Origin of the sequence: Streptomyces sp. NPDC001231, assembly GCF_042896885.1 — a bacterium.
Classification (GTDB): domain Bacteria; phylum Actinomycetota; class Actinomycetes; order Streptomycetales; family Streptomycetaceae; genus Streptomyces.
On sequence record NZ_JBIAXS010000039.1, the window covers coordinates 57,053 to 81,022 of the forward strand.

General features: G+C 68.6%; 24 protein-coding genes and 2 pseudogenes. 15 read left to right on the forward strand and 11 right to left on the reverse strand.

Annotation, left to right across the window (positions count from 1 at the left end):
- The first annotated feature begins 3 nt into the window (after positions 1-3).
- From ACFY3J_RS34000 to ACFY3J_RS34025, 6 genes are all read left to right on the forward strand, one after another.
- On the forward strand, positions 4-1,554 hold the full coding sequence (locus ACFY3J_RS34000) for an aldehyde dehydrogenase family protein (protein ID WP_390842440.1): 1,551 nt from the start codon (positions 4-6) through the stop codon (positions 1,552-1,554).
- An 11-nt stretch (positions 1,555-1,565) separates the two neighbouring features.
- The gene (locus ACFY3J_RS34005) at positions 1,566-1,967 is read left to right on the forward strand and encodes a RidA family protein (RefSeq protein WP_384186745.1); all 402 of its coding nucleotides are present in this window, start codon (positions 1,566-1,568) and stop codon (positions 1,965-1,967) included.
- A gap of 159 nt (positions 1,968-2,126) precedes the next feature.
- Positions 2,127-3,506 carry a purine-cytosine permease family protein gene (locus ACFY3J_RS34010; protein ID WP_384186748.1) on the forward strand — a complete coding sequence of 460 codons (1,380 nt, stop codon included), beginning with the start codon at positions 2,127-2,129 and terminating at the stop codon, positions 3,504-3,506.
- Positions 3,507-3,606: 100 nt separating this feature from the next.
- Entirely contained in the window at positions 3,607-4,206 is a 600-nt protein-coding gene (locus ACFY3J_RS34015; protein WP_384186751.1) for a flavin reductase family protein, read from the forward strand.
- Positions 4,203-5,462, forward strand: coding sequence for an acyl-CoA dehydrogenase family protein (locus ACFY3J_RS34020; RefSeq protein ID WP_384186754.1), 1,260 nt, complete (start codon positions 4,203-4,205; stop codon positions 5,460-5,462). The genes ACFY3J_RS34015 and ACFY3J_RS34020 overlap by 4 nt, the downstream gene beginning before the upstream one ends.
- Position 5,463: 1 nt before the next feature.
- Complete coding sequence (locus ACFY3J_RS34025) at positions 5,464-6,282, forward strand: fumarylacetoacetate hydrolase family protein (protein WP_384186756.1); 819 nt, start codon at positions 5,464-5,466, stop codon at positions 6,280-6,282.
- Positions 6,283-6,384: 102 nt separating this feature from the next.
- Here ACFY3J_RS34025 and ACFY3J_RS34030 read toward each other — a convergent pair whose 3' ends face one another.
- Positions 6,385-7,467 (reverse strand): MBL fold metallo-hydrolase, encoded by a 1,083-nt coding sequence (locus ACFY3J_RS34030; RefSeq protein WP_390842441.1) that lies wholly within the window; start codon positions 7,465-7,467, stop codon positions 6,385-6,387.
- Positions 7,468-8,622: 1,155 nt separating this feature from the next.
- Here ACFY3J_RS34030 and ACFY3J_RS34035 point away from each other — a divergent pair.
- Positions 8,623-9,108, forward strand: a complete 486-nt coding sequence (locus ACFY3J_RS34035; protein ID WP_390842442.1) for an alpha/beta hydrolase — start codon at positions 8,623-8,625, stop codon at positions 9,106-9,108.
- A 106-nt stretch (positions 9,109-9,214) separates the two neighbouring features.
- On the opposite strand, the gene ACFY3J_RS34040 is transcribed toward ACFY3J_RS34035, so the two are convergent.
- Positions 9,215-9,799, reverse strand: coding sequence for a helix-turn-helix domain-containing protein (locus ACFY3J_RS34040; RefSeq protein WP_390842443.1), 585 nt, complete (start codon positions 9,797-9,799; stop codon positions 9,215-9,217).
- Between the two features lie 118 nt (positions 9,800-9,917).
- On the opposite strand from ACFY3J_RS34040, the gene ACFY3J_RS34045 reads away from it, so the two are divergent.
- Genes ACFY3J_RS34045 through ACFY3J_RS34055 form a run of 3 tightly spaced genes read left to right on the forward strand, consistent with a single transcriptional unit; the run spans position 9,918 to position 12,188 of the window.
- Complete coding sequence (locus ACFY3J_RS34045) at positions 9,918-10,754, forward strand: EamA family transporter (RefSeq protein ID WP_384186766.1); 837 nt, start codon at positions 9,918-9,920, stop codon at positions 10,752-10,754.
- 38 nt (positions 10,755-10,792) lie between these two features.
- On the forward strand, positions 10,793-11,440 hold the full coding sequence (locus ACFY3J_RS34050) for an FMN-binding negative transcriptional regulator (RefSeq protein WP_384186769.1): 648 nt from the start codon (positions 10,793-10,795) through the stop codon (positions 11,438-11,440).
- A gap of 40 nt (positions 11,441-11,480) precedes the next feature.
- Entirely contained in the window at positions 11,481-12,188 is a 708-nt protein-coding gene (locus ACFY3J_RS34055; RefSeq protein WP_384186772.1) for a B3/4 domain-containing protein, read from the forward strand.
- Positions 12,189-12,260: 72 nt separating this feature from the next.
- Here ACFY3J_RS34055 and ACFY3J_RS34060 read toward each other — a convergent pair whose 3' ends face one another.
- The gene (locus tag ACFY3J_RS34060) at positions 12,261-13,658 is read right to left on the reverse strand and encodes a M1 family metallopeptidase (RefSeq protein WP_384186775.1); all 1,398 of its coding nucleotides are present in this window, start codon (positions 13,656-13,658) and stop codon (positions 12,261-12,263) included.
- A 182-nt stretch (positions 13,659-13,840) separates the two neighbouring features.
- Complete coding sequence (locus ACFY3J_RS34065; RefSeq protein WP_384186778.1) at positions 13,841-15,382, reverse strand: M28 family metallopeptidase; 1,542 nt, start codon at positions 15,380-15,382, stop codon at positions 13,841-13,843.
- 270 nt (positions 15,383-15,652) lie between these two features.
- Between ACFY3J_RS34065 and ACFY3J_RS34070 the strand changes: the two genes are divergently transcribed.
- The gene (locus ACFY3J_RS34070) at positions 15,653-16,501 is read left to right on the forward strand and encodes an arylamine N-acetyltransferase (RefSeq protein WP_390842444.1); all 849 of its coding nucleotides are present in this window, start codon (positions 15,653-15,655) and stop codon (positions 16,499-16,501) included.
- An 8-nt stretch (positions 16,502-16,509) separates the two neighbouring features.
- Positions 16,510-16,839, forward strand: coding sequence for a hypothetical protein (locus tag ACFY3J_RS34075; protein WP_384186784.1), 330 nt, complete (start codon positions 16,510-16,512; stop codon positions 16,837-16,839).
- Here the strand turns inward: ACFY3J_RS34075 and ACFY3J_RS34080 are convergent.
- Positions 16,764-17,006 (reverse strand): annotated as a pseudogene (locus tag ACFY3J_RS34080) (Tn3 family transposase); the annotation flags it as partial. The gene ACFY3J_RS34075 and the pseudogene ACFY3J_RS34080 overlap by 76 nt on opposite strands.
- A 276-nt stretch (positions 17,007-17,282) precedes the next feature.
- Here ACFY3J_RS34080 and ACFY3J_RS34085 point away from each other — a divergent pair.
- Complete coding sequence (locus tag ACFY3J_RS34085) at positions 17,283-17,798, forward strand: DinB family protein (protein WP_181647239.1); 516 nt, start codon at positions 17,283-17,285, stop codon at positions 17,796-17,798.
- Between the two features lie 160 nt (positions 17,799-17,958).
- Here ACFY3J_RS34085 and ACFY3J_RS34090 read toward each other — a convergent pair whose 3' ends face one another.
- Positions 17,959-18,189 (reverse strand): hypothetical protein, encoded by a 231-nt coding sequence (locus ACFY3J_RS34090; protein ID WP_390842445.1) that lies wholly within the window; start codon positions 18,187-18,189, stop codon positions 17,959-17,961.
- 559 nt (positions 18,190-18,748) lie between these two features.
- Between ACFY3J_RS34090 and ACFY3J_RS34095 the strand changes: the two genes are divergently transcribed.
- A complete protein-coding gene (locus ACFY3J_RS34095; RefSeq protein WP_390842446.1) occupies positions 18,749-19,033 on the forward strand; it encodes a hypothetical protein in 285 nt (94 codons plus the stop codon).
- Between the two features lie 262 nt (positions 19,034-19,295).
- Here the strand turns inward: ACFY3J_RS34095 and ACFY3J_RS34100 are convergent, their stop codons facing one another.
- From ACFY3J_RS34100 to ACFY3J_RS34120, 5 genes are all read right to left on the reverse strand, one after another.
- Positions 19,296-20,387 (reverse strand): hypothetical protein, encoded by a 1,092-nt coding sequence (locus ACFY3J_RS34100; protein WP_390842447.1) that lies wholly within the window; start codon positions 20,385-20,387, stop codon positions 19,296-19,298.
- Positions 20,384-21,160 (reverse strand): tyrosine-type recombinase/integrase, encoded by a 777-nt coding sequence (locus ACFY3J_RS34105; protein WP_390842451.1) that lies wholly within the window; start codon positions 21,158-21,160, stop codon positions 20,384-20,386. Before ACFY3J_RS34105 ends, ACFY3J_RS34100 begins: the two co-directional genes overlap by 4 nt.
- The gene (locus tag ACFY3J_RS34110) at positions 21,048-21,785 is read right to left on the reverse strand and encodes a hypothetical protein (RefSeq protein WP_390842448.1); all 738 of its coding nucleotides are present in this window, start codon (positions 21,783-21,785) and stop codon (positions 21,048-21,050) included. Before ACFY3J_RS34110 ends, ACFY3J_RS34105 begins: the two co-directional genes overlap by 113 nt.
- 1 nt (position 21,786) lies before the next feature.
- Positions 21,787-22,320, reverse strand: a complete 534-nt coding sequence (locus ACFY3J_RS34115) for an RNA polymerase sigma factor (protein ID WP_390842452.1) — start codon at positions 22,318-22,320, stop codon at positions 21,787-21,789.
- Between the two features lie 274 nt (positions 22,321-22,594).
- Positions 22,595-23,302, reverse strand: coding sequence for an SMI1/KNR4 family protein (locus ACFY3J_RS34120; RefSeq protein ID WP_390842449.1), 708 nt, complete (start codon positions 23,300-23,302; stop codon positions 22,595-22,597).
- A gap of 323 nt (positions 23,303-23,625) precedes the next feature.
- On the opposite strand from ACFY3J_RS34120, the pseudogene ACFY3J_RS34125 reads away from it, so the two are divergent.
- Positions 23,626-23,970 (forward strand): annotated as a pseudogene (locus ACFY3J_RS34125) (hypothetical protein); the annotation flags it as partial.

The following is a 23,970-nucleotide window of genomic DNA, read 5'->3' on the forward strand; positions in this document are numbered from 1 at the left end:
ATGATGAGCGAAACCACCAAGACTCTGTTCGACGCCGGCAAGGTGCTGGCTGAATTCGGCCTGGACCAGGTGCATTCCGGCACCTACGCGGACTCGCTCGGCTGGGGAGCCGTCGAGTGCCGCCCGGTCATCGAGGCGCAGTGTCCCGCAGACGGCGAGGTCGTGGGCCGGATCGCGGCCTCGGACGCACAGGACTACGAGACGCTCGTGGCCGCCGCCGTCGAGACACAGAAGAAGTGGCGGATGGTACCGCCGCCGCGGCGTGGTGAATTCGTGCGCCGGATCGGCCAGTTGATCGAGGAGAATCTGGAAAGTCTGGCCGCTGTCGTCTCGCTGGACACCGGCAAGTCGACAATGGAGGCCAAGGGCGAGCTCCGCGAGGCGATCGACATGTCGACGCTGGCCGCCGGCCAGGCGCGGATGATGTACGGCTTCACCCAGCAGTCCCAGCGTGCCGAGCACCGCATGTACGACCAGTGGCTGCCGCTGGGCGTCGTCGGGCTGATCAGCGCGTACAACTTCCCGGCCGCTGTCTGGGCGCAGAACGGGTTCCTTTCCGCGATCGCCGGCAACACGGTGATCTGGAAGCCGAGCCCCAAGGTGCCGTTGACCGCCATCGCCGTGCAGAAGCTGGTCAACAAGGCGGCGGCGGAGATGGGTTGCGAGGGTGTGTTCTCCCTGTTCATCCCCGACGACAACGCCGTCGCCGAGAAGTTGGTCTCCGACACCCGTGTCGCCATGATCTCGTTCACCGGTTCCACGACGGTGGGGCGCAAGGTCGCCGAGATCGTCGGCTCGACGCTGGGACGCCGGTACCAGCTGGAGTGCTCGGGCAACAACGGCTGCATCGTCGACGAGACCGCCGACCTGGAACTCGCCGCCAGGGCGCTGACGTTCGGCGTGGTCGGCACGACCGGCCAGCGCTGCACGAGCACGCGCCGTGTCATCGCCCACGCGAGCATCGCGGACGAGTTGGTCGAGCTGCTGAAGAAGGCCTTCGACCAGATCACCATCGGTGACCCGCGCGACCCGGACACCGTGGTCGGCCCGCTGATCGACCAGCGTGCGGTGGAGGACTACAAGAAGGTCCTCGCCTGTGCCGAACGTGAGGGCGCCACCGTGGCGTACGGCGGCAACGTGATCGACCGCCCCGGTCTGTACGTCGAGCCGGCCATCGTCACAGGTGTCGAACCGCACTTCGAGATCGCCCAGTCGGAGACCTTCGTGCCCATCGTCTCCGTGCTGACCTACGACGATCTCGAGGAGGCCATCGAGATCCACAACGGCGTCGCCCAAGGTCTCGCCTCGGGCATGCACAGCACGAACCTGACCAACATCGAAACGTTCCTGTCGGCTCGGGGCAGTGACTGCGGAATCGTGCGCGTCAACATGGGCACGACGGGTGCCGACGTCGGTTCCGCCTTCGGTGGCGAAAAGGAGACCGGCGGTGGTCGTACAGCCGGTTCGGACGCCTGGAAGGGATTCATGCGCCGCCAGTCCGTGTGCGTGAACTGGGGCGGTACGTCCGCGTGGGACAACCGCATCGACCTCTGAGGACAACAGCGATGAAGAAGCAGCGTATCTACTCCGCCGCCGTGCGGGAGCCGGCGGACAAGATGTGGTCGAACTGCCTGAGGATCGACGACCTCATCATGGTCTCCGGAATGACCGCCCGCGGGCAGGACCGGGAGACCGTCCTCGGCGAGACCTCCTACGAACAGGCCAAGGTCGTCTTCCAGAAGATCAAGGACCTGGTCGAGGCGGCGGGCGCGGTCATGGACGACATCGTCAAAATGACCATCTACGTCACGGACATCGGTGACAACGCCGATGTGTGGAAGGCCCGTCAGGAGTTCTTCTCCGGCGACTTCCCCGCCTGCACGCTGGTCGAGGTCTCCGCCCTCGCCAAGCCGGAGATCCTCCTCGAAATCGAGGCCGTTGCCGTAGCGGGTTGCAGCGCGGACTGATCCCTCGCGGCCACATCGGGCGGGTCCGGCCATGGAAATTCCGCCGCGGGCGCCGCATTTCTCACAAGGACAGGAACCACCGTGTCTTCATACACCAGGAATCCCAGACCGGCTGATTCGTCACTGGCGGCTGCGGCGGAAGACCATGCCCTGGTCAGCGTGCCGTTGGCAGAGCGCAGGAGCGGCTACCAACTCGCCCTCAGCCCGGTCAGCGTCGCCACCGCCCTCGTCGTCTTCGCCATCGCCGGCTTCACCGTCGTGCTCGCCGGCTTCACGGTGGGCCTGATCGTCGGTGTCCTCGTCGCGGCCTTCGCGGTGGGCCTCGGCAAGGCCCTGGGGCGGATGGCCTTCGAAACCGGTATGTCGAGCACCATCACCTCCCGGTTCTTCGGATTCGGCTTCAACGGCTCGGCGATCGGCTCCATCGTCTTCGCGTTCATGATTCTCGGCTTCCTCGCCGTCGAGGCCGCCCTCCTGTACCAGGGCACGCTGTTGATGTTCGGCCTGCCCGATTCGTGGGGATGGCGCATCCTGATCTACGGCGGCATGACGCTGCTGTGGATCGGGCTCGCCGTCTTCGGCATCAAACTCGCCCTGCGAGCCACCGGCGTCCTGATCGCCGTCACACTGCTCGTCACGATCTACATGATCGTGGACATCTATGTGATCCAGGGCGCCGACCCCATGGACGTGTTCGCCTACGCGGGAGTCGTCCCCGGAGGCCTGTGGCCGCGATTCGAGTCCGCGGTCTCGGTCATGGGCGCCACGGCGGGAACCATCGCTCTGGTCACGACGGACTTCGCCCGTTACTGCCGCACGCGGCGCGACGTGACGGTCCTGGCCGTGGCCGGCCCGGTCACCCAGAACATCGTCATGACCGTTCTGGGCTCCCTCGTCGTGATCGGCGGCATGCCCCAGGTCATCGGCTACCTGCTGGCCCACGACAAGGGCATGAGCCCGGAGGCGGCCGCTGTCGCCGGCAACACGTACGTCATGCAGAACACAGGTGCCTTCTTCGTCATCTTCGCGGGCTGGATGGGCTTCGTCACCATCTACGCGGCCCAGGCCAAGGCCCAGGCGATCAACGCCTACTCCGGCTCGCTCTCGCTGGTCAACCTGATCGACTCCCTCACCGGCAGAAAGCCGGGCCGGGCGGCGATGGTGGTCGTCGGCAACATCATCGCCCTGGTGATGATCGCTGCCGGAATCCTGGAGAAGTTCACCCAGTACCTGGCGTACCTGGGCGCCATGACGCTCGGCATGTGCGGCGTGATGATCGCGGACTACTACCTGGTGCGCCGGGCGCGGTTCGACAGCGCCACCCACCGGGTCGAGAAGTGGAACTGGGCCGGAGTCGTCACGCTGGTCCTGTCCGCCGCGGTCGGCATGGTCCTGATGGCCACCGACGTCTTCGCCCTCGGTTTCCTGGTGTCCTTCGTGCTGGCGCTCGCCGTCTACCCGGTGCTGCGGAACTGGCTGCCCGAAGGCACGGGCACCACGTTCGTCGCGGGCGAGGAAGCTCTCGAAGAGGCCCATTGACCCCGCAGCCGGCAGCCACGGACCACGGTACGTGGCTGCCGGACCCCTACCCCGGCCCTGTCCCAGGACGGGACCCACGATTCATCCAGGAGGCTTCGGGATGACCGAGATCATGTGGGACTCGGAGATCTATGAGAAAGCCGCTGACGCCAGGACCCTCGCGTCGAGCGCGGCGGTACCAGCGCTCGCCGATCCTCGTCAGCTGCGCAACACGCTGGGAAACTTCGCCACCGGAGTCGTCGTCCTCACCTATCAGTCCGGCGACAGCTACTACGGGGTCACCGTGAACTCCTTCACGTCGGTGTCCCTGGACCCACCTCTGGTGCTCGTCTCCATGCAGCGGACCTCGCGCGCACTGACCTACCTGCTCGAGCGGCCCTTCGCGGTCAACGTGCTCGGGGACAACCAACTCGCCACCGCGCTGCAGTTCGCGGGCAAGCCACAGGACACCCACCGCATCGAATGGGTCGGCGACGACGTGGCGCCACGGATCAACGGCTCGCTGGCGTACTTCCAGTGCACGCCGTGGGCGGGGTACGACGGCGGCGATCACGTCCTCGTGCTCGGGCGTGTGCTGTCCTACGGCCAGCAGGACGACACCCGGCCCCTGCTCTTCTACCGCGGCCAGTGGGGCGCTCTGGCCGAGGACGCCGAGCGCGGCGCCGGTGAGGGTGCACAGTCCGAGAGGGGCCGACGATGACGGTCGATACGCAGGTGAACGAGGAAACGGGCAGACTGCTCGCGGAGTTGACGGACATCTACCCTCTCCTGCAGAGCGAGGCCGAGGACAGCGAGCGTCTGCGGCGGCCGACACCGGTGGTCCAGGACGCACTTCGCGACAGCGGAGTCTTCAAGCTGATGGTGCCGGCCGAACTCGGCGGCCTGGAGGCTTCCCCCCTGCAGATCCTGCACGTGATCGAGAAGCTGTCGCACGCCGACGCCTCGCTGGGATGGCTGGTGCGCGCCCTGACGAGTGAAACGGCGGCAGCGGCCACCTACTTGAGTGACGAGGCGGTCGGCGAGCTCTTCGCCCACGACACGTACCCGCTGGTGGCGGGACAGTCGACCGCGTTCACCGGCCGGGCCGTACGGGAAAACGGCGGCTATCGGGTGAGCGGTGTCTGGAAGTTCGCCCCGGGGGTGTCGATGGCCACCCACCTCAATCTGGCGGTGACGGTCGAAGGCACGGGAGAGCGGCTGGTCTGCCTTGTTCCCCGGACGGCCATGCGGATCAGTGACAACTGGGACATGCTGGGGCTGCGCGCGACCGCGAGCCTCGACTACCGGGCCGAGGAGGTGCGGGTCGAGGACAAGTACGTCTTCGGCATCGGCCCGGAGAACGCCCGACGAGGCCGCCGCATGAGCCGGGTGAGCCCTGCCCTGCTGGCCGGCCTGCACCAGGCGGCCTGGTCCCAGGGTGTCGGACGGCGCATGCTCGATGAGCTGCGCGACCTGACCCGGCGCAAGGACCCTGCCGAGGGCTCCCCCGTCACCAGTGACGAGTTCTTCGCGGAGTTCGCACGTCACTTCTCGCATGTCCGGGGCACCATGGCCCTGCTGCGTGAGACCTGGCGCGACAACGAGTCGACGCTCGCGACGGGAGCCCAGCTGAACGACGAGCAGGAGACGATGTCGCGGCTCGCCTGCAGCCTGGCCACCCGGACCGCGCTGGAGATCAGTCAGCTCGTACACCGTTTCGCGGGCGCGCAGGTCATGCGGAACGGCACGTTGCAGCGGTTCTTCCGCGACAGCCACGCCGGAAGCCAGCACCGGGGCTCCTCGCACATAGTGACGCAGAAGTGCGGCCGGATGCTGTCGGGCACCCTGCCCGCCGGGTCGCACTGGGGGTTCTTCGATCTGGTGGTTCCCGAGCCGGCGGCCGTCGGCGTCCGAGGCATCGGACCGAGCGCGAGTTCCGGCGCGGGCAAGGGCGTCGGCGCGACAGGAAAGGAATGAAGTGAGACTGGCAACCGTGCGCACCCGCCAGGGGACATGCGCAGCTCGCCTGGACGGCGATGAGTTCACCGAACTCCCCGGTCATGCCGACGTCGGTTCCCTGCTGGCGGACGAGGACTGGCACCGGATCGCGCGGAACGCCACCGGGCGCCGGCACCGCAGGGGCGACGTCGATGTGCGGACCGTCGTACCGCGTCCGTCGAAGGTGCTGTGCGCCGGCCTCAACTACACGAGCCACATTCAGGAAATGGGCCGGGAACTCCCGGCCCATCCCACCCTCTTCGCGAAGTTCGCCGACACCTTGACCGGCCCCGCTGACGCGGTGCCGGCCGTGGCGGAGGATCCGGAGATGGACTGGGAGGGAGAGCTCGCCGTCGTCATAGGACGGACCGCCTACAAGGTGCGTGAGGAAGAGGCGGGCCAGTACATCGCCGGCTTCACGGTGGCCAACGACATCTCCATGCGGGGATGGCAGTACCGCACGACGGAGTGGCTGCAGGGCAAGATCTGGGCACGTTCCACTCCGGTCGGCCCGGTCCTGACCACGCCCGACGAGTTCGATCCCGCAACCGCCGTTCTCCGCACCACTCTCAACGGCACCCCGGTCCAGGAGCACAGGATCGCGGACCTGTTGTTCACTCCGGCTCACTTGGTCGCGTACGTGTCGACCATGGTGCCCCTGCACCCCGGAGACCTGATTCTCACCGGCACCCCCGGTGGAGTGGGGAGGGCTCGCACGCCGCAGAGGTACCTGAAGCCCGGGGACCTGGTCGAGGTGACCATCGACGGTATCGGCACGGTGTCCACCCCGATCGTCTGAGCCCCTGTGTCGCCCGGCCCGGTGCGCCCGATCAGCGGTCGCACCGGGCCGGGCCTGATGAGTCGAGAGTCGTGGGCCGGCCGACGACCTCGGCAAGCCGGGTCAGGCCAGCTTGATCCGCTGGAGGTCCTCGCCGACGATCACCTTGCCGCTGTACCCCCGCTGTGCCCACTTCTTCCATTTCCGGACGTCGATCGGGTTGCGGGCGACCTCGGAGATGTGCGAGAGCACGAGCATGTCGACCTCGGCCCGCTGTGCGATCGGACCGACCTTCTGGACCTCGACGTGGGATTGCAGCAAGTGGTCGACGAAGACCGCCGGGGCGTCGAGCCCCTCGACGCTGATCGCCTCGTGTACCAGCACGTCCGAGCCCTTGGCCAGGGCGATCAGGTTGTCGCTGTACGTCGTGTCGCCGGAGAACGTGACCGAGCCGTGGTCGGTGTCGAAGCGGAAGGCGAAGGAGGGGAACACCGGTCCGTGCGGCACCAGGATCGCGGAGACCTTGACGCGGTCGTCCTCCATCACGACGAACGGCTTCATCGCGGGCGCGGTGTTCTCGTAGGTGGCACCGACCCTTGACACCTCGATCTCGTGCACATCGGCGAGGGCCCGGATGTCCTGGATGCCCATGTCACGCAGGAAGACGTTCGTGCTGTAGGCGAACGCCGCGTGGCAGTCGTCGGTCAGTGCCTTCAGGCCCGGCGTCGGGCTGTCCGGGTTGACCGTCGGCGCCTGTCCCCCACCGAACTTCGGCGGGAGCCCGCCGGCCGGTCCGGGACCGTAGACGGGGACGGGGCGGGTGAGGTTGTCGTGCTCCTGGTTGGGGACGCTGCCCCCGAGCAGGAAGAAGTTGTAGTAGTCGGCGACGTGGTCGGCGTGGAGATGCGTGATGAAAATACCGCTCAGGGACGCCAGCGTGAGGCCGGACCGCACGTACTGGGTGGCCGCCGAACGCCCGCAGTCGATCACGTACGTCGCGCCGTCGACGACAAGCGCGGTGGAGATCCCAGCCCGCAGCGGGTCCACCGGAGGGCCCGCCTTGGTCCCCAGCAGCACCAGTTCGAACGCGCTCGGCGAGCCCTTGCCGGGCCCCCGGCCCGAGGGCTCGGTACGGGTTTCCGCCGCCGCCGCTGTCGCGCCGGGGAGGCTGAGGACCACCGGGGAGATACCGAGGGCGGTCAGCACGGAGCGCCGAGCGACCCCGCTTCCGGCATCGGCAGGAGATTCAGGACCGCACAGGTTGCACATGATCATCCGCCTTGGTGTGTAGTGGACTGGTTGAGGTTGTGGACTGCCATTGACAGTGCGCAATATGGACGTTGCGAGATTGCAGTAGCCGGAAGCGCTCATTCGTCGAGCAGCGATCCGGGTCCGAAACAGCCTGCGGCGTCGAATTGCCGGGAAGACTCGCATGACCGTTTGACGCAGAGCAATAGGCGCCAGAAGCCCTGATATGCCGTCTGCGCGCCGGCCAGTGCTGCTCCAGGAAACCGCAATGCAACCCGAAGAGTGCCTTTGACCTGCCGCTTCAGGTCGCGGTGGGAGGGTGGAACAAGGCGAGATCCAGCCCGCATGTGATGCAGGTCACGTCAATTCCTCATCGCTCCGCGAGACCTCCTCCGGACTTCCCTTCCCGCTCCCATACAGAAACTGATAGGGGGCGGCAAAGGATTTTGTATGGCTCGGCTCTTGAAGGGACCGACGCGGGCGCGTGCAGCCTCAAGAGCGAATAGTCACTCCGTCCATTTTCTCAGGCGCCTTTACGGAAGCGCTCGCTGAGCTTTCTGCCCTGCGCAGGCGTGACGGCGCCGGAGCGAGGCTCGCCGCCGAGGGACCGGGCCGGCTCATCGCCTCCCGCGCGGCAATCACGTCGGTGCGGCAGGTTTCCGGCAGGAGCAGCCACAACCGGGGCCAAGTGAAAGGCGCGTGTCACGGCTCGCAGGACATCGCCCAGCCGTCGCGCGGCGGGCGGAACGTCCGCAGGCGGTCGTGAACTGGGCGCCTTACGTCCATGTGGGCCCGTGACCGCCACCACAGCGCTGGAACCACCAACAAGCGGCGCAGGGCGAAGCGTTCTGCCCTCGGCCAAGTCTGTCGCGCCTCCCATGGCATGGCCGACAGGATCGTCACATGCAGCCGATCTTCATTCTCGTGCACAGTCCTTCTGTAGGTCCCTCGACCTGGCGTCCGGTGGCCGAACACCTGACAGCGGTGGGATACCAGGTACGGGTGCCATCCCTGCTGCACGCAGGCGCCGGCGCTCCGCCCTTCTGGCCCCGCGTCATCAGCGCCGTCCGCGATGACCTCCGGCAAGTCTCGGCCGGCAGCCCCGTCACCTTGGTGGCACACAGCAACGCGGGCTTGTTTCTCCCCTCGATCCGCTCGGGCCTCGACCACCCGGTGACCAGCTCGATCTTCGTCGATGCCGCGCTGCCGGCCCGCATCGGACCGACCCCCGTCGCCACACCCGAGTTGCTGGAGTTCCTCCGTCCGATGGCAGTGAACGGCAGGCTGCCGCGCTGGACCGATTGGTGGGACGAGGCAGACGTCGCACCCATGTTCTCTGATCCGGAGGTGCGGCGGGCAGTCGTCGAGGAGCAGCCCACCCTGCCGCTGTCCTACTACGAGCAGCACATCCCGGTCCCCGACGGCTGGGACGACCATCCCTGTTCCTACTTGCTGTTCGGCCCTCCATATGACGACATAGCCGAGGAGGCGCGGGAACGCGGTTGGCGTGTGGCACAACTGCCCGGCTCACACCTGCATCAGATCGTCGATCCGGCCGGCACAGCCCGGCACCTCCTCGAACTCGCCACCAAGGGTTGATCCACCTCCGACCGGAACGCATGCTTGGCATTCGTCGCCCCCGAGGACGGTCTCCTGCCGGCGGCACCGGAGTGCGCTCACCGCCAAGCTGTCGCGCGCGTGCCGGTCAGGTTGTGGAGCCGGGGCCGGGCGGGATGTGAACGGTCATGATCAGGTGGCAGGTCCCGGTGCCCGAGCCTCGGTAGGTGTGGGTGGTGTCACCGTCGAAGGCGGCGGTCTGTCCGGCTTCGACAGGATGCTCGGCGCCGTCGACGATCAGTGTCATCCGGCCGGACGTGACGCTGACGGTTTCCACGACACCGGCCTGGTGGGGGTGGCTGGGGTATTCCTCGCCGGGCTCCAGTTTCCAGCGCCAGACCTCGACCGGAGCCGGTCCCGAGGTGGTCAGCATGAGCCGGGCCTCGCTGCCCCGCTCCCCGGCCCACAGAGGCATGACGGCGTCAACGGACACCACTCGGACGCGGCCTTCGGCCGGTCCTTCCATCAGTGCGGACACCGAGACACCGAGGGTGTCGGCGAGGCGGACCAGGGTGGCGAAGTTCGGGTTGCCCTGGGCCTTCTCCAGCCCGACCAGGGCACCCTTGCTGACCTTGGCGCGGCGGCCCAGTTCGTCCAGGGACAGGCCCGCGCGTGTGCGTGCGGCTCTGACGTTGTGCGCGAGCGTGCGCAGGGCTGCTTCTGCCTCGGGCACTTGATCACCGTCCTGACGAGTGGAGCACTGGAATGGACCGTCCGGTCATTTGGTTGACAACAGGCGGTCGTTTCATTGTACGGTCGGGTCGTTCCATTGTGAAAGTTAGGGAAGTGCCGTGCTCGCTCTGCTGCTGGCCCTGGGCAGCTCTCTCGCCTACGGATGCGCCGACTTCCTCGGCGGCCTCGGTGCCCGTAAGGCGCATGTGCTGCGCACCGTGCTGGTCGCGGCGCCGGCCAGTCTCGCCGTCGAGCTGCTGCTGTGGCCCGTCCTGGGGGCCACGTTCACCCGGGCAAGCGTCGGGTGGGGCGCAGCCTCCGGGGTCGCGTCCGCCGCCGCGTTCGCCCTGCTGTACAAGACCCTCGCGATCGGCCCGATGAACGTGCTCTCGCCCATCACCGCGCTGGTGTCCGCCGCGCTTCCGGTCGCGGTCGGGCTGCTCCAGGGCGAGCGCCTGGGCGTGGCCGGGCTTGTGGGTCTGCCGCTGGCGCTGGTGGCGGTGGTCATGGTGAGCGCCGGGCACGGAGCGCGCTCGTCGCGTCCGTCCCGGACGGCGCTGCTGCTGGCCTTCGGCGCGGGTGCCGCCATCGCCCTTCAGCTCGTCTTCCTGCACCAGGCGCCCTCCGACAGCGGTGTGGCCCCTCTGATCATCGGCAGAGCGGTCTCCTCGGCCGTCACCCTGGCCGCGGCCGCGGTGATGCATCGCCGGCTGGGCCCGGAGAAGCCCGCCTACGCGATCTCCGCGGCCGCGGGCGTGCTGGACTCGCTGGCGAACCTGCTGTTCCTGCTCGCCGCCCGCAGCGGGGACCTCACCGTCGTCGCCGTGATCACCGCCCTGTATCCGGCCGGCACGGTGCTGCTCGCCCGCGGCGTACTCGCCGAACGCGTCCACCGTGGCCAGCTCGTCGGCCTGGGCACCGCCGCCGTCGCGGTCGGCCTCCTCGCCCTCACCTGAACCGTCCCGTCCGTTCTACCGCCACCAAGGAGAGACACATGTTCATCCAGCCCTGGGATGCCGGCCTGGACGATGACGAATGGCAGACCTGGATCGCCGACGGCCACGACTTCGGCCAGCTCAGTGTCAACGGCCTGCCCGGCCAGGCGCCCATCGTCGTTCCCACCCACTTCGCCACCGACAACGGCCGACTGCTGATCCACCTCGCCCGGCCCAACCCGGTCTGGAAGGCGATCGAGCACGACCCGCACGTCACCTTCACCGTCATCGGCGACTACTCCTTCGTCCCCGGACCCTGGCGCGCCAAGCCCGGCATCCCGCCCACCGACGGCGTGCCCACCAGCTACTACGCGGCCGTCCAGTTCACCTGCCGCGCCCACGTCGTCGACGCCCCCGAGGCCAAGGCCGACCTGCTGCGCCGCCAGATGGCCCACTTCCAGCCCCACGGCGACCACGCCCCCATCGCCGTCGACCAGCCGCCCTACGGGCGAATGCTCCCCGGCATCCGCGGACTGCGCCTGGAGGTCACCGAGGTGCGGGCCAAGTTCAAGTACGACGACCACAAACCCGTCGAGCACCGCACCGCCGTCGCCGGCCGACTCACCGAGCGCGGCCAGGGTCTGGACGTACCAGCCGCACGCCAGCAGCTGCGCCGCCTGGACCGCATCGGCCCCTGGAAGCCCTGAAGCCGGCCGCCGGCACACGCACGAGAGGAGGACCTCGCACATGACCGCCTTCCGCATCAGCCCCGCCGTCTCCGGTGCCTTCCCGGACACCCTCGTCGCCCTGGTCAGCGCCACCGGCCTGCGCGGCCACGAACCCTGGTCCGACACCACCACCGCTCTCGAAGACCTGGAGCAGCAACTCGCCCTCGGCATATGGCAGCCCGCCGACGAGAGCGACCCTCGTATCGAGGCGTGGCACATCGCCTACCGCTCCTTCGGCACCAACCCCCGCCGCATCCGCCCCAGTGTCGACGCCCTCGGCCGGCGCATGACCAAGAAGGGCGTGCTGCCACGTATCAACCCGGCGGTCGACTCATACAACTCCGTCTCCGTCCGCCACGGGCTGCCGGCCGGGGCCTTCGACCTCGGCCACGTCACCGGCGACGTCGACATCCGCTACGCCGACGGAAGCGAGGAGTTCACCCCGCTCGGCGAACCCGACGCCGTCGAACACGCCAAGCCCGGCGAGATCATCTACGCCGACACCACCGGCGTCCTCACCCGCCACTGGAACCACCGCGACGCCCACCGCACCCGCGTCACCGAGGACTCCGCCCACGTCGCCTTCGTCCTGGAAACCCTCCACGCCACCCGGGACGGCGACATCCTCAAGGTCGCGGCAGACGAACTGCAGGGCCTGCTCGTCCCGCACGCCGAGCGGACCGCGGTGCACTACCTGAGCCCCGCCCACCCCAGCGCCGATGTCTGAACGCCTCCGCTCGGCGTGGAGGGCGTACCGGCACGGCGGCAAGGAGGCCTCGCCGCGGGTGGGTCAAGGTGTTCACCGGATGCGGTGCGTCTTCCAGAAGGACGTCAGGTCCTTGTCGGTCATGGACTGGGCGGCCTTCTTGAAGTCGGCGGTGGTGGAGACGCCGTACCAGTGGTCGTGGGCGTAGCGCTTGAGGAGTCGTGCCATGGTGGCGCTGCCGAGGGTGCGTTCCAGGTCTGCCAGGGCGCAGGGGCCGGCGGTGTAGATGAGGTGGTACGTGCCGCGGTGCTGCGACCAGTAGGCCATCGAGCTGGTGAGCGCGGCGTTCTGGTCGGGCCACTCGTCCGGGTTCCAGCAGCCACGGGTGTCCAAGCCGTAGAAGCGGAAGTTGGCGTACTGGGCGAAGCTCTCGTCCAGCCAGGGCGCACGGTATTGGTCGTTGCCGACGATGCCGTACCACCACTGATGGGCCAGTTCGTGGACGACGGCGTTGCCTTCCTCGGTGGTGCCGAGCAGGACCAGGCCGGGGTATTCCATGCCGCCGCCGAACTGCGGGGTCATCACCAGGTCGAGCTCGCCGTACGGGTAGCGGCCGTACTCCGTGCTGAACCGGTCGACGGCGGCGGCGCCGTCCTGGCGTGCGAGCCGCACGCCCTCGGCCGGCGTGTCGGGTGCCCAGTACGATCTGACCCGCACGCCGCCGGGAGTGGTCTGGTCCGCGGTGCGGAACGGGCCTGCCGCCCACGCGAAGTCCCGTACCCGGTGCGCGAAGCTGTGCGTGAGAGTGCGCCCCGGCGTGCCGGGGTTGGTGCGGGTGCGGCCGGTCGCCGGGACCTTGAGGGCCGACGGGTGGTCGAGCGTGACCTGGAAGTCACCGGCCAGGGTGTAGAAGCTCTCGCCGGTCGACACGTACGGATCCAGGTGCCATCCCGTCGCGTCGTGCACGGCCAGCACGGGCAGCGCATTGCCGAGGAAACGGAACGCACCCTCGCGGCCGAAGCGGTCGTTGCGCCCGGGCACGGTGAGGGACACGTCGAAGGAGACAGTCGTGCGCCGGCCTCGCTCGAGAGGTGCGGGCAAGGTGATATGCAGCGCTGTGCAGTCCACGCTGAGCCGCCCCGCCGTGCCGCCGCGTACCCGGGACACGGTGACGGGGGAAGGGCTGCCGGGAGCGCCGCAGGCGTCCACGCCGTTGCCCCACAGCCGCAGGTACACCTCGCGCAGGGGCCGGTCGGAGGCGTTGCGGAACGACACGCGCTGCCGGCCCTTCCAGTGGGTACCGTCGGCGTCGGCGCGCAGGGTCACGTCGTAGCGCGGGTGATCGGGTGTCGCGACCTGGGCGCTCTTCGGCGCGTCCGTGCGTTTGGGGACGGCGTCGGCAACGCCGGCACCGGCTCCCACAAACAACGCGAGCAGGGCAGCGAGCAGACGGCGAGGGGTCGTTGACGGCCACGCGGGCAGAGACGGCATGGCAGCCGATCGTGCCACAGCGCCCCCGGGATACGCCCTCCTGCGCGGGAAGTGAGCGGGCCGGTTCCGTTTGCCGCGACGAGCACGACAACAGGCACGGCTGCTGGACGACGTTCGCGGTGTCTGCTGGATGGCAAGGGTAGGGCCGGGCAGTCCGGCCCTCCCCCTGTGTGTAGCGGGAGTTACTCGGTGACCTCGTGGTCGTGACCCTCGTGCAGGCCACCGCCGCTGCCCGCGGAGCCCTTGGTGTTCTGCGGCGCCACCGGCTTGCTCAGGAGGCTGGTGTCCCAGGCGTACTGGCCCACCGCGTTGGCGATGACGTCGATGTTGACGTCGAACGCCTTCATGTTGATGTTCTTCAGGTTGTCGCAAGCGGCGTGGTAGCAGGCGTCGTACGCGACACCGGCCTTACCGCCGTACACCTTTGCCTGCTGGGCCGTCTTGACGCCCTCGGCGCCGGTGAAGGTGCCGCCCGAGGGGATGCCCACCTCGATGAACGGCCCGTAGTCCGACCGGCCGGTGAAGTCGGTGCCCTCGTGCGGGATGCGCCGGCTGTCCAGGTAGTCGGTGATCTGCCGCTCCAGCTGCGCCGAGCCCTCCGGGCCGGGACCGGCACCGACCTGGTCGGAGTCGTCACCGTCGTAGACGAACTGGGCGTAGTTCGGCGAGGCGATCATGTCGAAGTTCAGGTACAGCTTGACCTTCGCACGGTCCGCCGCCGAGAGACTGTCGACGTACGCCTCCGAGCCCAGCAGGCCGAACTCCTCAGCCGACCACCAGGCGAAACGCACCTTGTTCTTGACCTTCTCGTGGGCGAGGTTCAGGGCCACGTCGAGGATGCCCGCGGAGCCGGAGCCGTTGTCGTTGATGCCCGGGCCGGCCGCCACCGAGTCCAGGTGGGCGCCGAACATCGCCACGTTGTCGGCGTCGCCGCCCTTGGTCTCGGCGATGACGTTGTAGGTGCGCCGCATCTCCGCGAAGGTGCGGATCTCAAGGTTGACGGTCACTGCGCCGGAAGCGGCCTTGGCCGCCAAGGCCTCACCGTCCGCCTGCGTGACGCCACCGGTCGGGATCTTCGCGACGTTCGGGTCTCCCAGGGTGCCGTTGAGCGCGCCGTCGGTGTTGTTGTAGATGATCGCGCCGACCGCGCCCGCACCGGCGGCGGCCGCCTGCTTCTCCGCGAAAGTGCAGCCGCCACGCTTGATCAGCGCGATCTTGCCGGTGAACGTCCCCGGCGCGTAGTCCCCCGGCTCGCAGCCGGTGGTGTCGTCGACCGGCACCACCGCGACCGGGGCGGTGATGCCGCCGGTGGGGCTGTTGGCGGAGTACGTCATGGCGATCAACGGAACGTCCTGCTGCTGCGGCGACACCACCCGCAGGCTCTCTGCCAGCGTCTGGCTGAACTGGTAGTCGAACTCGTTCCGGGTCACCGAGTACCCGGCCTTCCGCAGCAGGCCCTCGACGTACTCGGCCGACTGCCGGTGCCCCTCAGACCCGGCCACCCGGGTGTTCCCGTTCTTGTCAGCGATCCGCTGGAACTTCTTCAGATGCTCGTAGGCATCCTCGGCGTTGCTCTTCTTGACGAGCTTCTGTGCGAGCTTGGCAGCCTCCTTGGCAGGGTCGCTGTGGGCGGAGGCGGTGCCCGATCCGATCAGCAGCAGCGGCGCTATGAGCCCTGCGGCGGATACGGCGGCTACCGTGGTGCGGCGGTTCCGAGCGTTCAAGACGCTTCCTTCCGGCAGTCCATCAGAAATGGGCGTAATGGCCGAAAACAGGCCGAACGGGCGTCCGGCTGTACTCCGGGGCAGGCAGGGACAGCCGGATCGCTCCACCCCCCTGCCACCGGCAAGGAGAAAGGTATCTGCTCAGTAAACGCTTGGTAATGGGTTGAAAGGAATCTTCGGCGCCGGCGCCGCCCGTGCCGAGCTCTCCGACCGGTCCGTGATCCAACCGAAGTTGACTGGAAGTCACCGGTGCTGACTAGAGTCCAGTGCATGCCGAAGGTGGATGTCGACCGCTATCTGGAGCGACTGGGTGTCGCGGCTCCTGAGGCGCCGTCCGTGGCGGGGCTGCGGGCGCTGCACGCCGCACATGTGGCGCGGGTGCCGTACGAGACGTTGGAGATCCATCTGGGGCGGGCGACCACGGTGGATCCCGAGGAGTCGGTGGCCCGGATCCTCCGGGGGCGCGGCGGCTACTGCTTCCATCTCAACGGAGCCTTCGCCACGCTGCTCGACGCCCTGGGGTACGCCGTGACATGGCACCGCGGCGGAGTCCAGGGCAGTCAAACCGCCCAGCCTCCCGGAGCGAACGCCAACCATCTGGCCCTCACGGTGGTCTGCGAGGGCGAGCCCTGGTTTGTCGACGTCGGGCTCGGTGACGCGCTGTACGAGCCGCTGCCGCTCCGTGCCGGGGAGTACCGTCAGGGGCCCTTCGCCTATCGGCTCTCGCGGTCTGCGGTCGAGCCCGATGGGTGGCGCTTCGACCACGACCCCCGCGGCTCCTTCGCCGGGATGGACTTCACCATGGCACCCGCCGGGCCGGACGACTTCGCCGCACAGCACCGGGAGTTGTCCACCTCGCCGAGTTCGGGGTTTGTCCGGGTCGTCTCCGCGATCCGCAGGGATGCGGCCCGCACGGACGAACTCCGGGGCTGCGTACTGGTCCGGACGGACAGTAACGGGCGGTCGGAGCGGGAACTGACCACCGAGGCCGCCTGGTTCGGAGCCCTCGCGGAGGTCTTCGGGCTCACCCTCACCGACGTCGGCGAGGAGGAGCGTTCCGCGCTCTGGGAGAGGGTGCGGTCGGCCCACCGGGCGTGGCTCGCCGCCCGCACCGGCTGACCGGATGAGTGACGCTGTACGACCTGATCAGGGGATGCCCGGCCGCCCAGGACCTGGCCCTGGGGGCGCGCCCGGACGATCCCCGCATCACCCGGGTTCTGGACCAACTGCGACCGAAGGAAGAGCTGGTCGCCTTGATGTGGGCCCATCCCTCCGTCACCACGTGGGCCGAGGCGGCGTTCCTGGCCGAAGCCACCGACCCAGTCGCCTTCGGTGAGCGGGTGCGCCGCAAGCTCAAGCGGCTCGGCGCCCGGCACACTGCCTCGAGTTCGACTGGGTCCGGGTCGCGAAGCGGGCGTAGGGCGCCGCCAGCCGGGGTGGAGGCGGTGAAGCTGTAACGGCCCAGGACGTTGAGGTTGCGGTGCTTGAGCGGGGACAGGCGGGCGATGTCCTCGTCCCGGATCTCGTGTCCCTCGGCACGGAGCCGGGCGACGGCGGCGTCGATGTACCGGGTGGTCCAGAGCACCACGGCGTTGAGGACCAGGCCCAGTGAGCCGAGCTGGTCTTATCCGAACTAGCCCAGCACAACGGAGAGTTGTCGATTCCTCGGGCTCCGTAACGGAACGCGACTTTAGGAAAGTTGGGCTTCCGCGGCTCGTCGGGCGTGTCGCGGAAGCCCCTTGTGGTGTTACTGAGGTTTGATGGGCGATGTCGCTGGGTCGACGCCTTGAACTGCGAAGACGAGGGCGCGCCCCGCGGCATCATTAGAAGATCACCAGTAAATCGCGGACGAGCCCTCACCCAGGTGCCCCTCCCGACCGCTCTGGTAGCGTGCGCCGCCATGTCATCGGAACTGGAACGCCCCCCGCGCCAAGCGGATGAACGCACTGCGCTCATCGGCTGGCTGGACCTGCAGCGGCAGATTCTGCGCTGGAAATGCGAAGGGCTGAGCGACGAGGACGCGCGCCGCCCGGTCATCCCGACCTCACCGGACATGACGATGGCCGGTCTCATCTCACACATGCGCTGGACCGAGCACATATGGCTGGAAGTGGTGTTCCTCGGCGGCGACAAGAAGCAGAACCCCGCATTCGACGAGTCAAGCAAGAACGCCGACTGGCACACCGACGGCCGCCCCCTCGCAGAGCTCCTTGCGGAGTACGAGGCCCAGTGCACCCGCAGCAACGCGATCATTGCCGCGGCCGACCTGGACGACACCGGCCGCCACCCCGACTTCCGCGACGGCAGCGCCAACCTCCGCTGGATGCTGATTCACCTCGTCGAGGAGACGGGGCGACACGCAGGGCACGCGGACATCGTCCGGGAGCTACTCGACGGCACGAAGGGCTACTACTAGCGCAGCTCCGCGAAGCGGGGCTTCACTCAGGAGCCAGGCCAACACGCCGCACGACCCATCCGGGAGAGCCCGTTACTGGTGATCTTCGCATGATGCCGCGCGCGGCGAACCCTCGTCTTCACAGTTCAAGACTTCGACCAGCGACATCACGCATCAAACCTCAGTAGCCGCTGGCCGGGTCGGAGGTGAGACGGCCTGCGCTGGTTCGGAAGTCGGGCATCCCGAGGTGCACGGTGGTGTGCCGGGCGGACACGTCGCGCATCGCGGTGAGCTTCTGCTCGGCGGCGGCGAGGCTTGCCTCGATCGCCGCGACCTCGCCGAGCCAGCCCTGTTCCTTGGCCTCCTGGAGGCGGTCGACCAGGTTGGCGCGGATCTCCTCCAGCCTGGGCATCTGCTCGGGGTCGGGCCGCAGGACGGGGCAGCGGATGCACGCGTGTTCGTGGACGCAGGGGGTGCCGAAGTCGCGGGCGCAGGTGCCGAGGGCGACCTTTCGCAGTTCGAAGTGGGCCAGGAAGTCCTGCCACTCCTGCGCGGTGGGCTCGCGGTACTCCTCTCCGGGCCGTAGCGACCGGCGTCGGGCGATGAAGGCCCGGTGGTGGTTGATGACGTCTTCGGGGTAGATCGCGGCGTATCCGAGAGTCGTGTCGACCGTCCGGTGGCCGCAGATGCGGGCGGCGATGTGCGGGGGGCAGGCCGGTGCGGAGGGCGTCGGTCACGAAGATTCTTCGGAAGTCGTGAGGTGTATATCGAAGCGGCATGTCGCCGGGCCCGGTCAGCCCGCTGGCGACGAGGGCGTCGCCCAGGCAGGTGTAGATGTAGTTGCGCGGGATGGCTCGGTTCTCCGGGCCGTAGCGGCGTTGGAAGAGGAAGGGCATCGGTGCACTCGACAGACGTTCCAGAGTGTCGTAGGCGGAGACCAGAGGCATGGCCGCCTGTCCGCGCCGGACGCGGTGAATGACCGCCGTCAGTACCTCGCCGAGTTCCGGGGAGACCAGCAGCAGTCGTTCCTGGTCGAGCTTGGAGGGGGCGACCTGCGACATGGGCACGATCTCGCCGGTGGTGGGGAGCTGGTAGGCGACGAAGCTGTGGTGGGTGAGCTCCAGCGCCTCCTCGATGCGCATGCCGGTGTGACGGAGGACCTCGACGATGGCCCAGGCCCAGAACGCGCGTTCCTCTTCCATGGTCAGATCCCGCCGCCGCCCGGTGGTGGGGTCGTCCGCATAGACGCGGGTTGATACCCCGGCCCGGCGGAGGAGAGTCTCGCCGGCCGGGGTGATGAACGTGGCCCCGGCTGGAGTCTCCCGCCCCGCGGCGAGACACCTCTCGGCGTCCTTGAGCTGCCGTTCGACAGCTCTGACCAGGGCCGGAAGGGCAGGCAGCAGGGTGCGGGTGCGCTGGTCCATGGCTGCCTTGCATCGGAGCCGGACCCTGCCGTGATCGGTGTCGCTGTCGCGGATAGGACACGGCGCCACCCAGAGGCCCCAGCGTGCCGGCTCATCAGCAGCCCCAACGGGCGAGGTCCTGATAGAACGCCCTGACCCAGGTGAACACGGTGTGCACGTTCACCCGCGGGCGGAGGGGAATGCCGTGCCGGTCGCGGACCATCCGGACCCGTTCCCGCCAGGCGGTGACGGTATCGGCGTCCAGCCGGAGCGAATCAATGCCCGGGTGGTGCTTCTCCAGGTCTCGCCAGAACAGTCCGGCCAACGCGCGGGCCATGTCCTCCAGCGTGGTGTAGTCGATGTCGACCGCGCGCTCGGTGAGGTAGTCCACCAGCAGGTCGCGTATCGCGGTGCAGGCGATGCCGTGCCGGTCGACCAGGGCCGCCGGCGTCAGCTGCCCCGGCAGCATCACTGTCTTGAGCCGTGCGGGGGCATCAGGTCCGAATACTCCGACTGCCGCGAGGAGAGCGTAGAAGAGGTGCTTGCCGTGGTAGCCGTTGGTCTGGTGTTCGCCGATGGCGTGCTGGAGCTCGACGCAGTCGCCGATGGTGATGTCCCGGACGGTCCCGCCCTTGCTGGTGACGATCCAGGTGACCCGGTTGAGCGCGTTGTTGCAGTCGTTGGACCCCGAGTGGCCGGTGGCCGAGTACTGGTCCTTGAGCGCCGCGAACCCGTCGGGATCGGTGACGCTGCGGATGTGCGCCAGCAGTTGGGCAGGCCGCTGTCGCAGCAGCCACGGGTAGGCGGGGCGTACGACCTGTCCGCCCAGCAGCGGGATCATGCCGCAGGACAGATCTGCGCGGTCGTACTTGCGTTCCCGATGACGTTCGGTCAGCCACTGCATCGGCAGACGGGTCCATTCCCGGCCGGCTTCCTCGGCCCCGCTGGCCAGCCAGCGCTCCTGCCAGGTGTGGCCGGGCTGGTCCTCCAGCCAGTCGAGCAGCTTGACCAGACCTCGTCGGCGTGTGCGCTGGTTGGTGTCGGTGTCCGCGGCGAACGGCAGGGCGACCGTGCGTTCCAGTACTTGCTCACGCGTCTCCTGCGTCTGCCACCAGATCGTCGGCACCTCGCGCGGCTCCTGCCCCGCCGGCAAAGGAGCGTGGCGGATGGGGGCGGAGGGCCGGACGGCTACTGTCTCGGTGGTCATGCCGGGCCTCCGCCGAGTGCGGCGGAACCGAGCAGTGTCTGGAGGACCTCGGAGCGGTAGCCCGGGGCAGGCATCACCGGCTTGACCGGCTCGGCGGCCCGTCGGGCGTGGTGGGCCAGCACGTGCGCGACGACTTCGTCCTCGGCGGGTTCGAGGTACTGCTCGGTGGTGCTGATGTGGAGGTGTCCGAGGACCCATTGGACGTCGGTGAGTGACAGCTTGGGGTCGCGGATCATGCGTTTCGCCGCACTGTGCCGCAGGTCGTGGAGCGTCCAGTTCGCGCCCGAGGTGTCGTTGGCCCGGGTGAACACCATGCGCGCGGCGTCGTAGCTGAGCGGCCGGAGCGGGCGCCGCAGGGTCCACCACAGCGGTTCCTCTGGCCCGTCGAGGGCCTGCGGGCGGATCTGCTGCTGGTAGAGACGCAGCCAGACGAATGCGTCGCTGGAAGCCGGGATCCATTGCAGAGCCTGGGAGCCCTTGCGGATGACGCCGATCGTCTGGTCTCCGGGGCTGACCCGGTCGCGGGTCACGCCGAGCAGTTCCGAGGGCTCGTGGACCGGCGGAGATGTAGAAGGCGACCAGGGCGCGGTCGCGGTGCGAGGGCAGGGCTGCGAACAGCTCGTTGAACGCCTCGTGCTGAGCGCTGTGCGGGGACGGTGGTCAGTCGGAGGAGGAGGCCTGGTCGCAGGTGAGCGTGCGGGACTCTTTGAGCCCTGCGAGGATCCAGGCGCGGTCGTGGGCGATCCGCTTTTCGCCTGTGCTCCAGAGGTCAGGGCTGCTTGCGTGTCTGGGGATGGCGATGAGGACATGGTCACCGGGCCGAAGGCGGGGCGAGACGTCGTGGTCCATCAGGAAGGTGATCCGGGCGGGGCCCGTTCGGGGCTTGTAGCGGCGGTTGACGGCAAGTTCGATCCGGTCCTGTGTGGTGCCGGGCTCGGGGGCGACCTGGGTGACCGTGCCCTCGACGATCAGCCGGGCGCAGGCCACGTACCCGCCGGTGGTGACCTTGGCATCGGCGGTGCCATCGGTCGAACTCGTCCCGGTTTGGCCCACGGTGAGGAGCCACGTCAGCCCGAACACTGAGCAGACGAAAAGGGCCGCCACAAGGCCGCCCGCCGCGACGGCCCGGCGGCGACGCGCCCGCCGGGGCGGCCTCGGCTGCTGCGGGTGTCCGGCCGCACCCCTGCCGGGGGGCTGCGCCGGCTCCTGGGCGGTGAGCGCGTTGGCGATGAAGGTGAGCTCTTGGCGGAGCGTGGCGAGGTCGGCGCGGGCCGCGCGGTACTCGGTCATGCGGTCGGCGTCAGAGTACGCCGGGCGGGGCATTGGTTCGTCCAGGATCGCGGCCATCAGCGGGTCCGCCTCGCCGTGGCCGTCGGCCCGCGTGTGTTCGGCGGTCACGTCATACCACCTCGTCCTCGTGGAGCCGTTCGCGCAGGGCGCGGACGGCGGTGTGCAGTCGGCTCTTGACCGTGCCTTCGGGGATGCCGAGCTGTTGGGCGATCACCCGGACGGGCAGATCGGCGTAGAAGCGCAGGATGAGGACCTGGCGCTGGGCCTCGGGCAGTTCGTCCAGGCCCTGGGCAACGGCGAGGGAGAGCAGCCGGGTGTCCTCGCCAGAGGAGGTTTCCCCCTGCCGCAGCGAGGCCAGCCGCTCGCCGAGGCGTTCTTGGCGGTGTTTGGCGCGGTGCCAGTCCATGGCGAGGTTGGAGGCGACGACCGCGGCCCACGCGGACACGTTGCGAGGCGCCTCCTGGCCGCTCGCTGCCCGCTCCAGCAGCCGCAGGCGGACCTGCTGTACTCCGTCTGGCAGGTCCGCCTGCGGCACTCCACCGAGTGCGAGTACCGCCCGCACTCGGTGTTCCTGGGCCGCGTCCAGCGGATCGTCAGCGCCGTGGTCCGTCTCCCGGCTGCGGCTCGTCCTTCTGCGTAGCAACACGCCCTCCCCTCCCGCCCCTCCCCACGCGTTTCCTCTACGACGCCGCAGCTGTGCGGAACGTTCGACCGCCAAGGGAAGGGAAACGGGGCTTCCGGCTTATCTAGGGGGTGAGGGACCTTTGCACAGGTCAGGCACGTGATCGGTGACTCAGACAGGTAAGGCACGTGGCCGGAAGTGTTTCGACCGAAACGCTTTCTGGACTCTCGTTCGGCCGCGACGGACAGCGTTTCTGTCGAGGCCCGCCGCAGCCGACTTCAGGCCTGGGAGGAGGTCAGATGCCGCCTTTGGGTACCCACGTCCAGGCGTCGCCGCCGAGTTCGTCGAATGGATCGCTGTCGCTGTCCGGCCAGCCGAGCGCGCCGCTGGCATGCAAGGCGGGTCGGTAGCCGAAGGCTGTGCCGCCGCCGTTGAGCGCGGCCGCGATCTGCTCGATGTAGTCGACAAGAGTGCCGATCTCGAACTCCACGTGCCCCGCATCGCCCCATGCCCCGATCTGCCCGTCTTGGGGATCGAGGAAGAAGCCGGACATGGATGAGTCGAGGGTGTCGGCGGCGAAGGGGATGAGCCGGTGGTACTCCTCTTCGATGCCCTGATGCACGGGATGCTGCATCATCACTTCGTTGAGGGGGAACCATGCGAAGCCGGTGTGGATGCCGGGGCCGGGCAAGAAGAGAGCGGCGGCCCATTGCGCCTCCCAGATGCGGGAAGTGTCGTCGGCCGGTGCGGGCAGCGGTCCCTCGACGTGCGGGTGGTGCCCGAACTGGTCCTGGTCGTACCCTCGGCTGCCGTCATGCAACAGGTAGAGCGCCCTGAGAGCCGGGGGAAGGAGGAAGCCCATCGTGGCCTCCCAGCGCTCGATCCGGTCCGGGGCGGCGGGCGGGTTGAGCATGGCGCGCGAGGCGGGAGCGTGGCGGCCCATCCACATCTCGATCTGCTTCCATGCCCGCTGTACGCGTATGAAATCGTCGCTGCTGGTCACACCGGGGAGCGTATCGATCGTGGCTGGGGCCGTACGTCACGCACATGCCGAACATGCCTGACCAGCTCGCAGATATCTGTGAGGCACGGGGGTCCGAGAGGTGCTTGCCTTACATGCCTGATAACTCCGGCTGCCCCCGACCTACTTTGCGGCTGGTATCTCGGCTGGGGCTCCGGGGCCTAGACGGCGCGGCAGCCCTTACGCCGAAGCACCAGGGCCGCCGCGCCGTTCCTACGAATGGGCCCTGTGTGACGCGTACGCGCACTGCACAGACGTCCGCCCTCGAGGACCGGGCCGCCGCCCGCAGTTCCTAAAGTGGCGCCATGAGCAGCAACACGATCCTCACCCCGGACCCGTACGCGATCCTCGACGGGTGGCTGTCCGGGGTGTACCGGCGGCCCGACGGACAGGAAGTCCGCGGCCGCGCCTGGGACGAGGACACCCGCTACCGCTACGGGCTGCTGCTCGCCGGGATCGATGCTCCCGCCGACTGGCGCGGCGACTGGTTGCGCTACATCGGCGACGCGGTCTGGCACTTCGAGCCGCTGCACATCCAGGACTGGGCCTCCCGCCTCACCAACCTGGACGGCACCCCCCTGGCGGCCGCCTCACGGGGCCGGGCGGTCTCCGCCGTCCGCAGCTTCTACAGGCACTGCGAGGAGGATCTC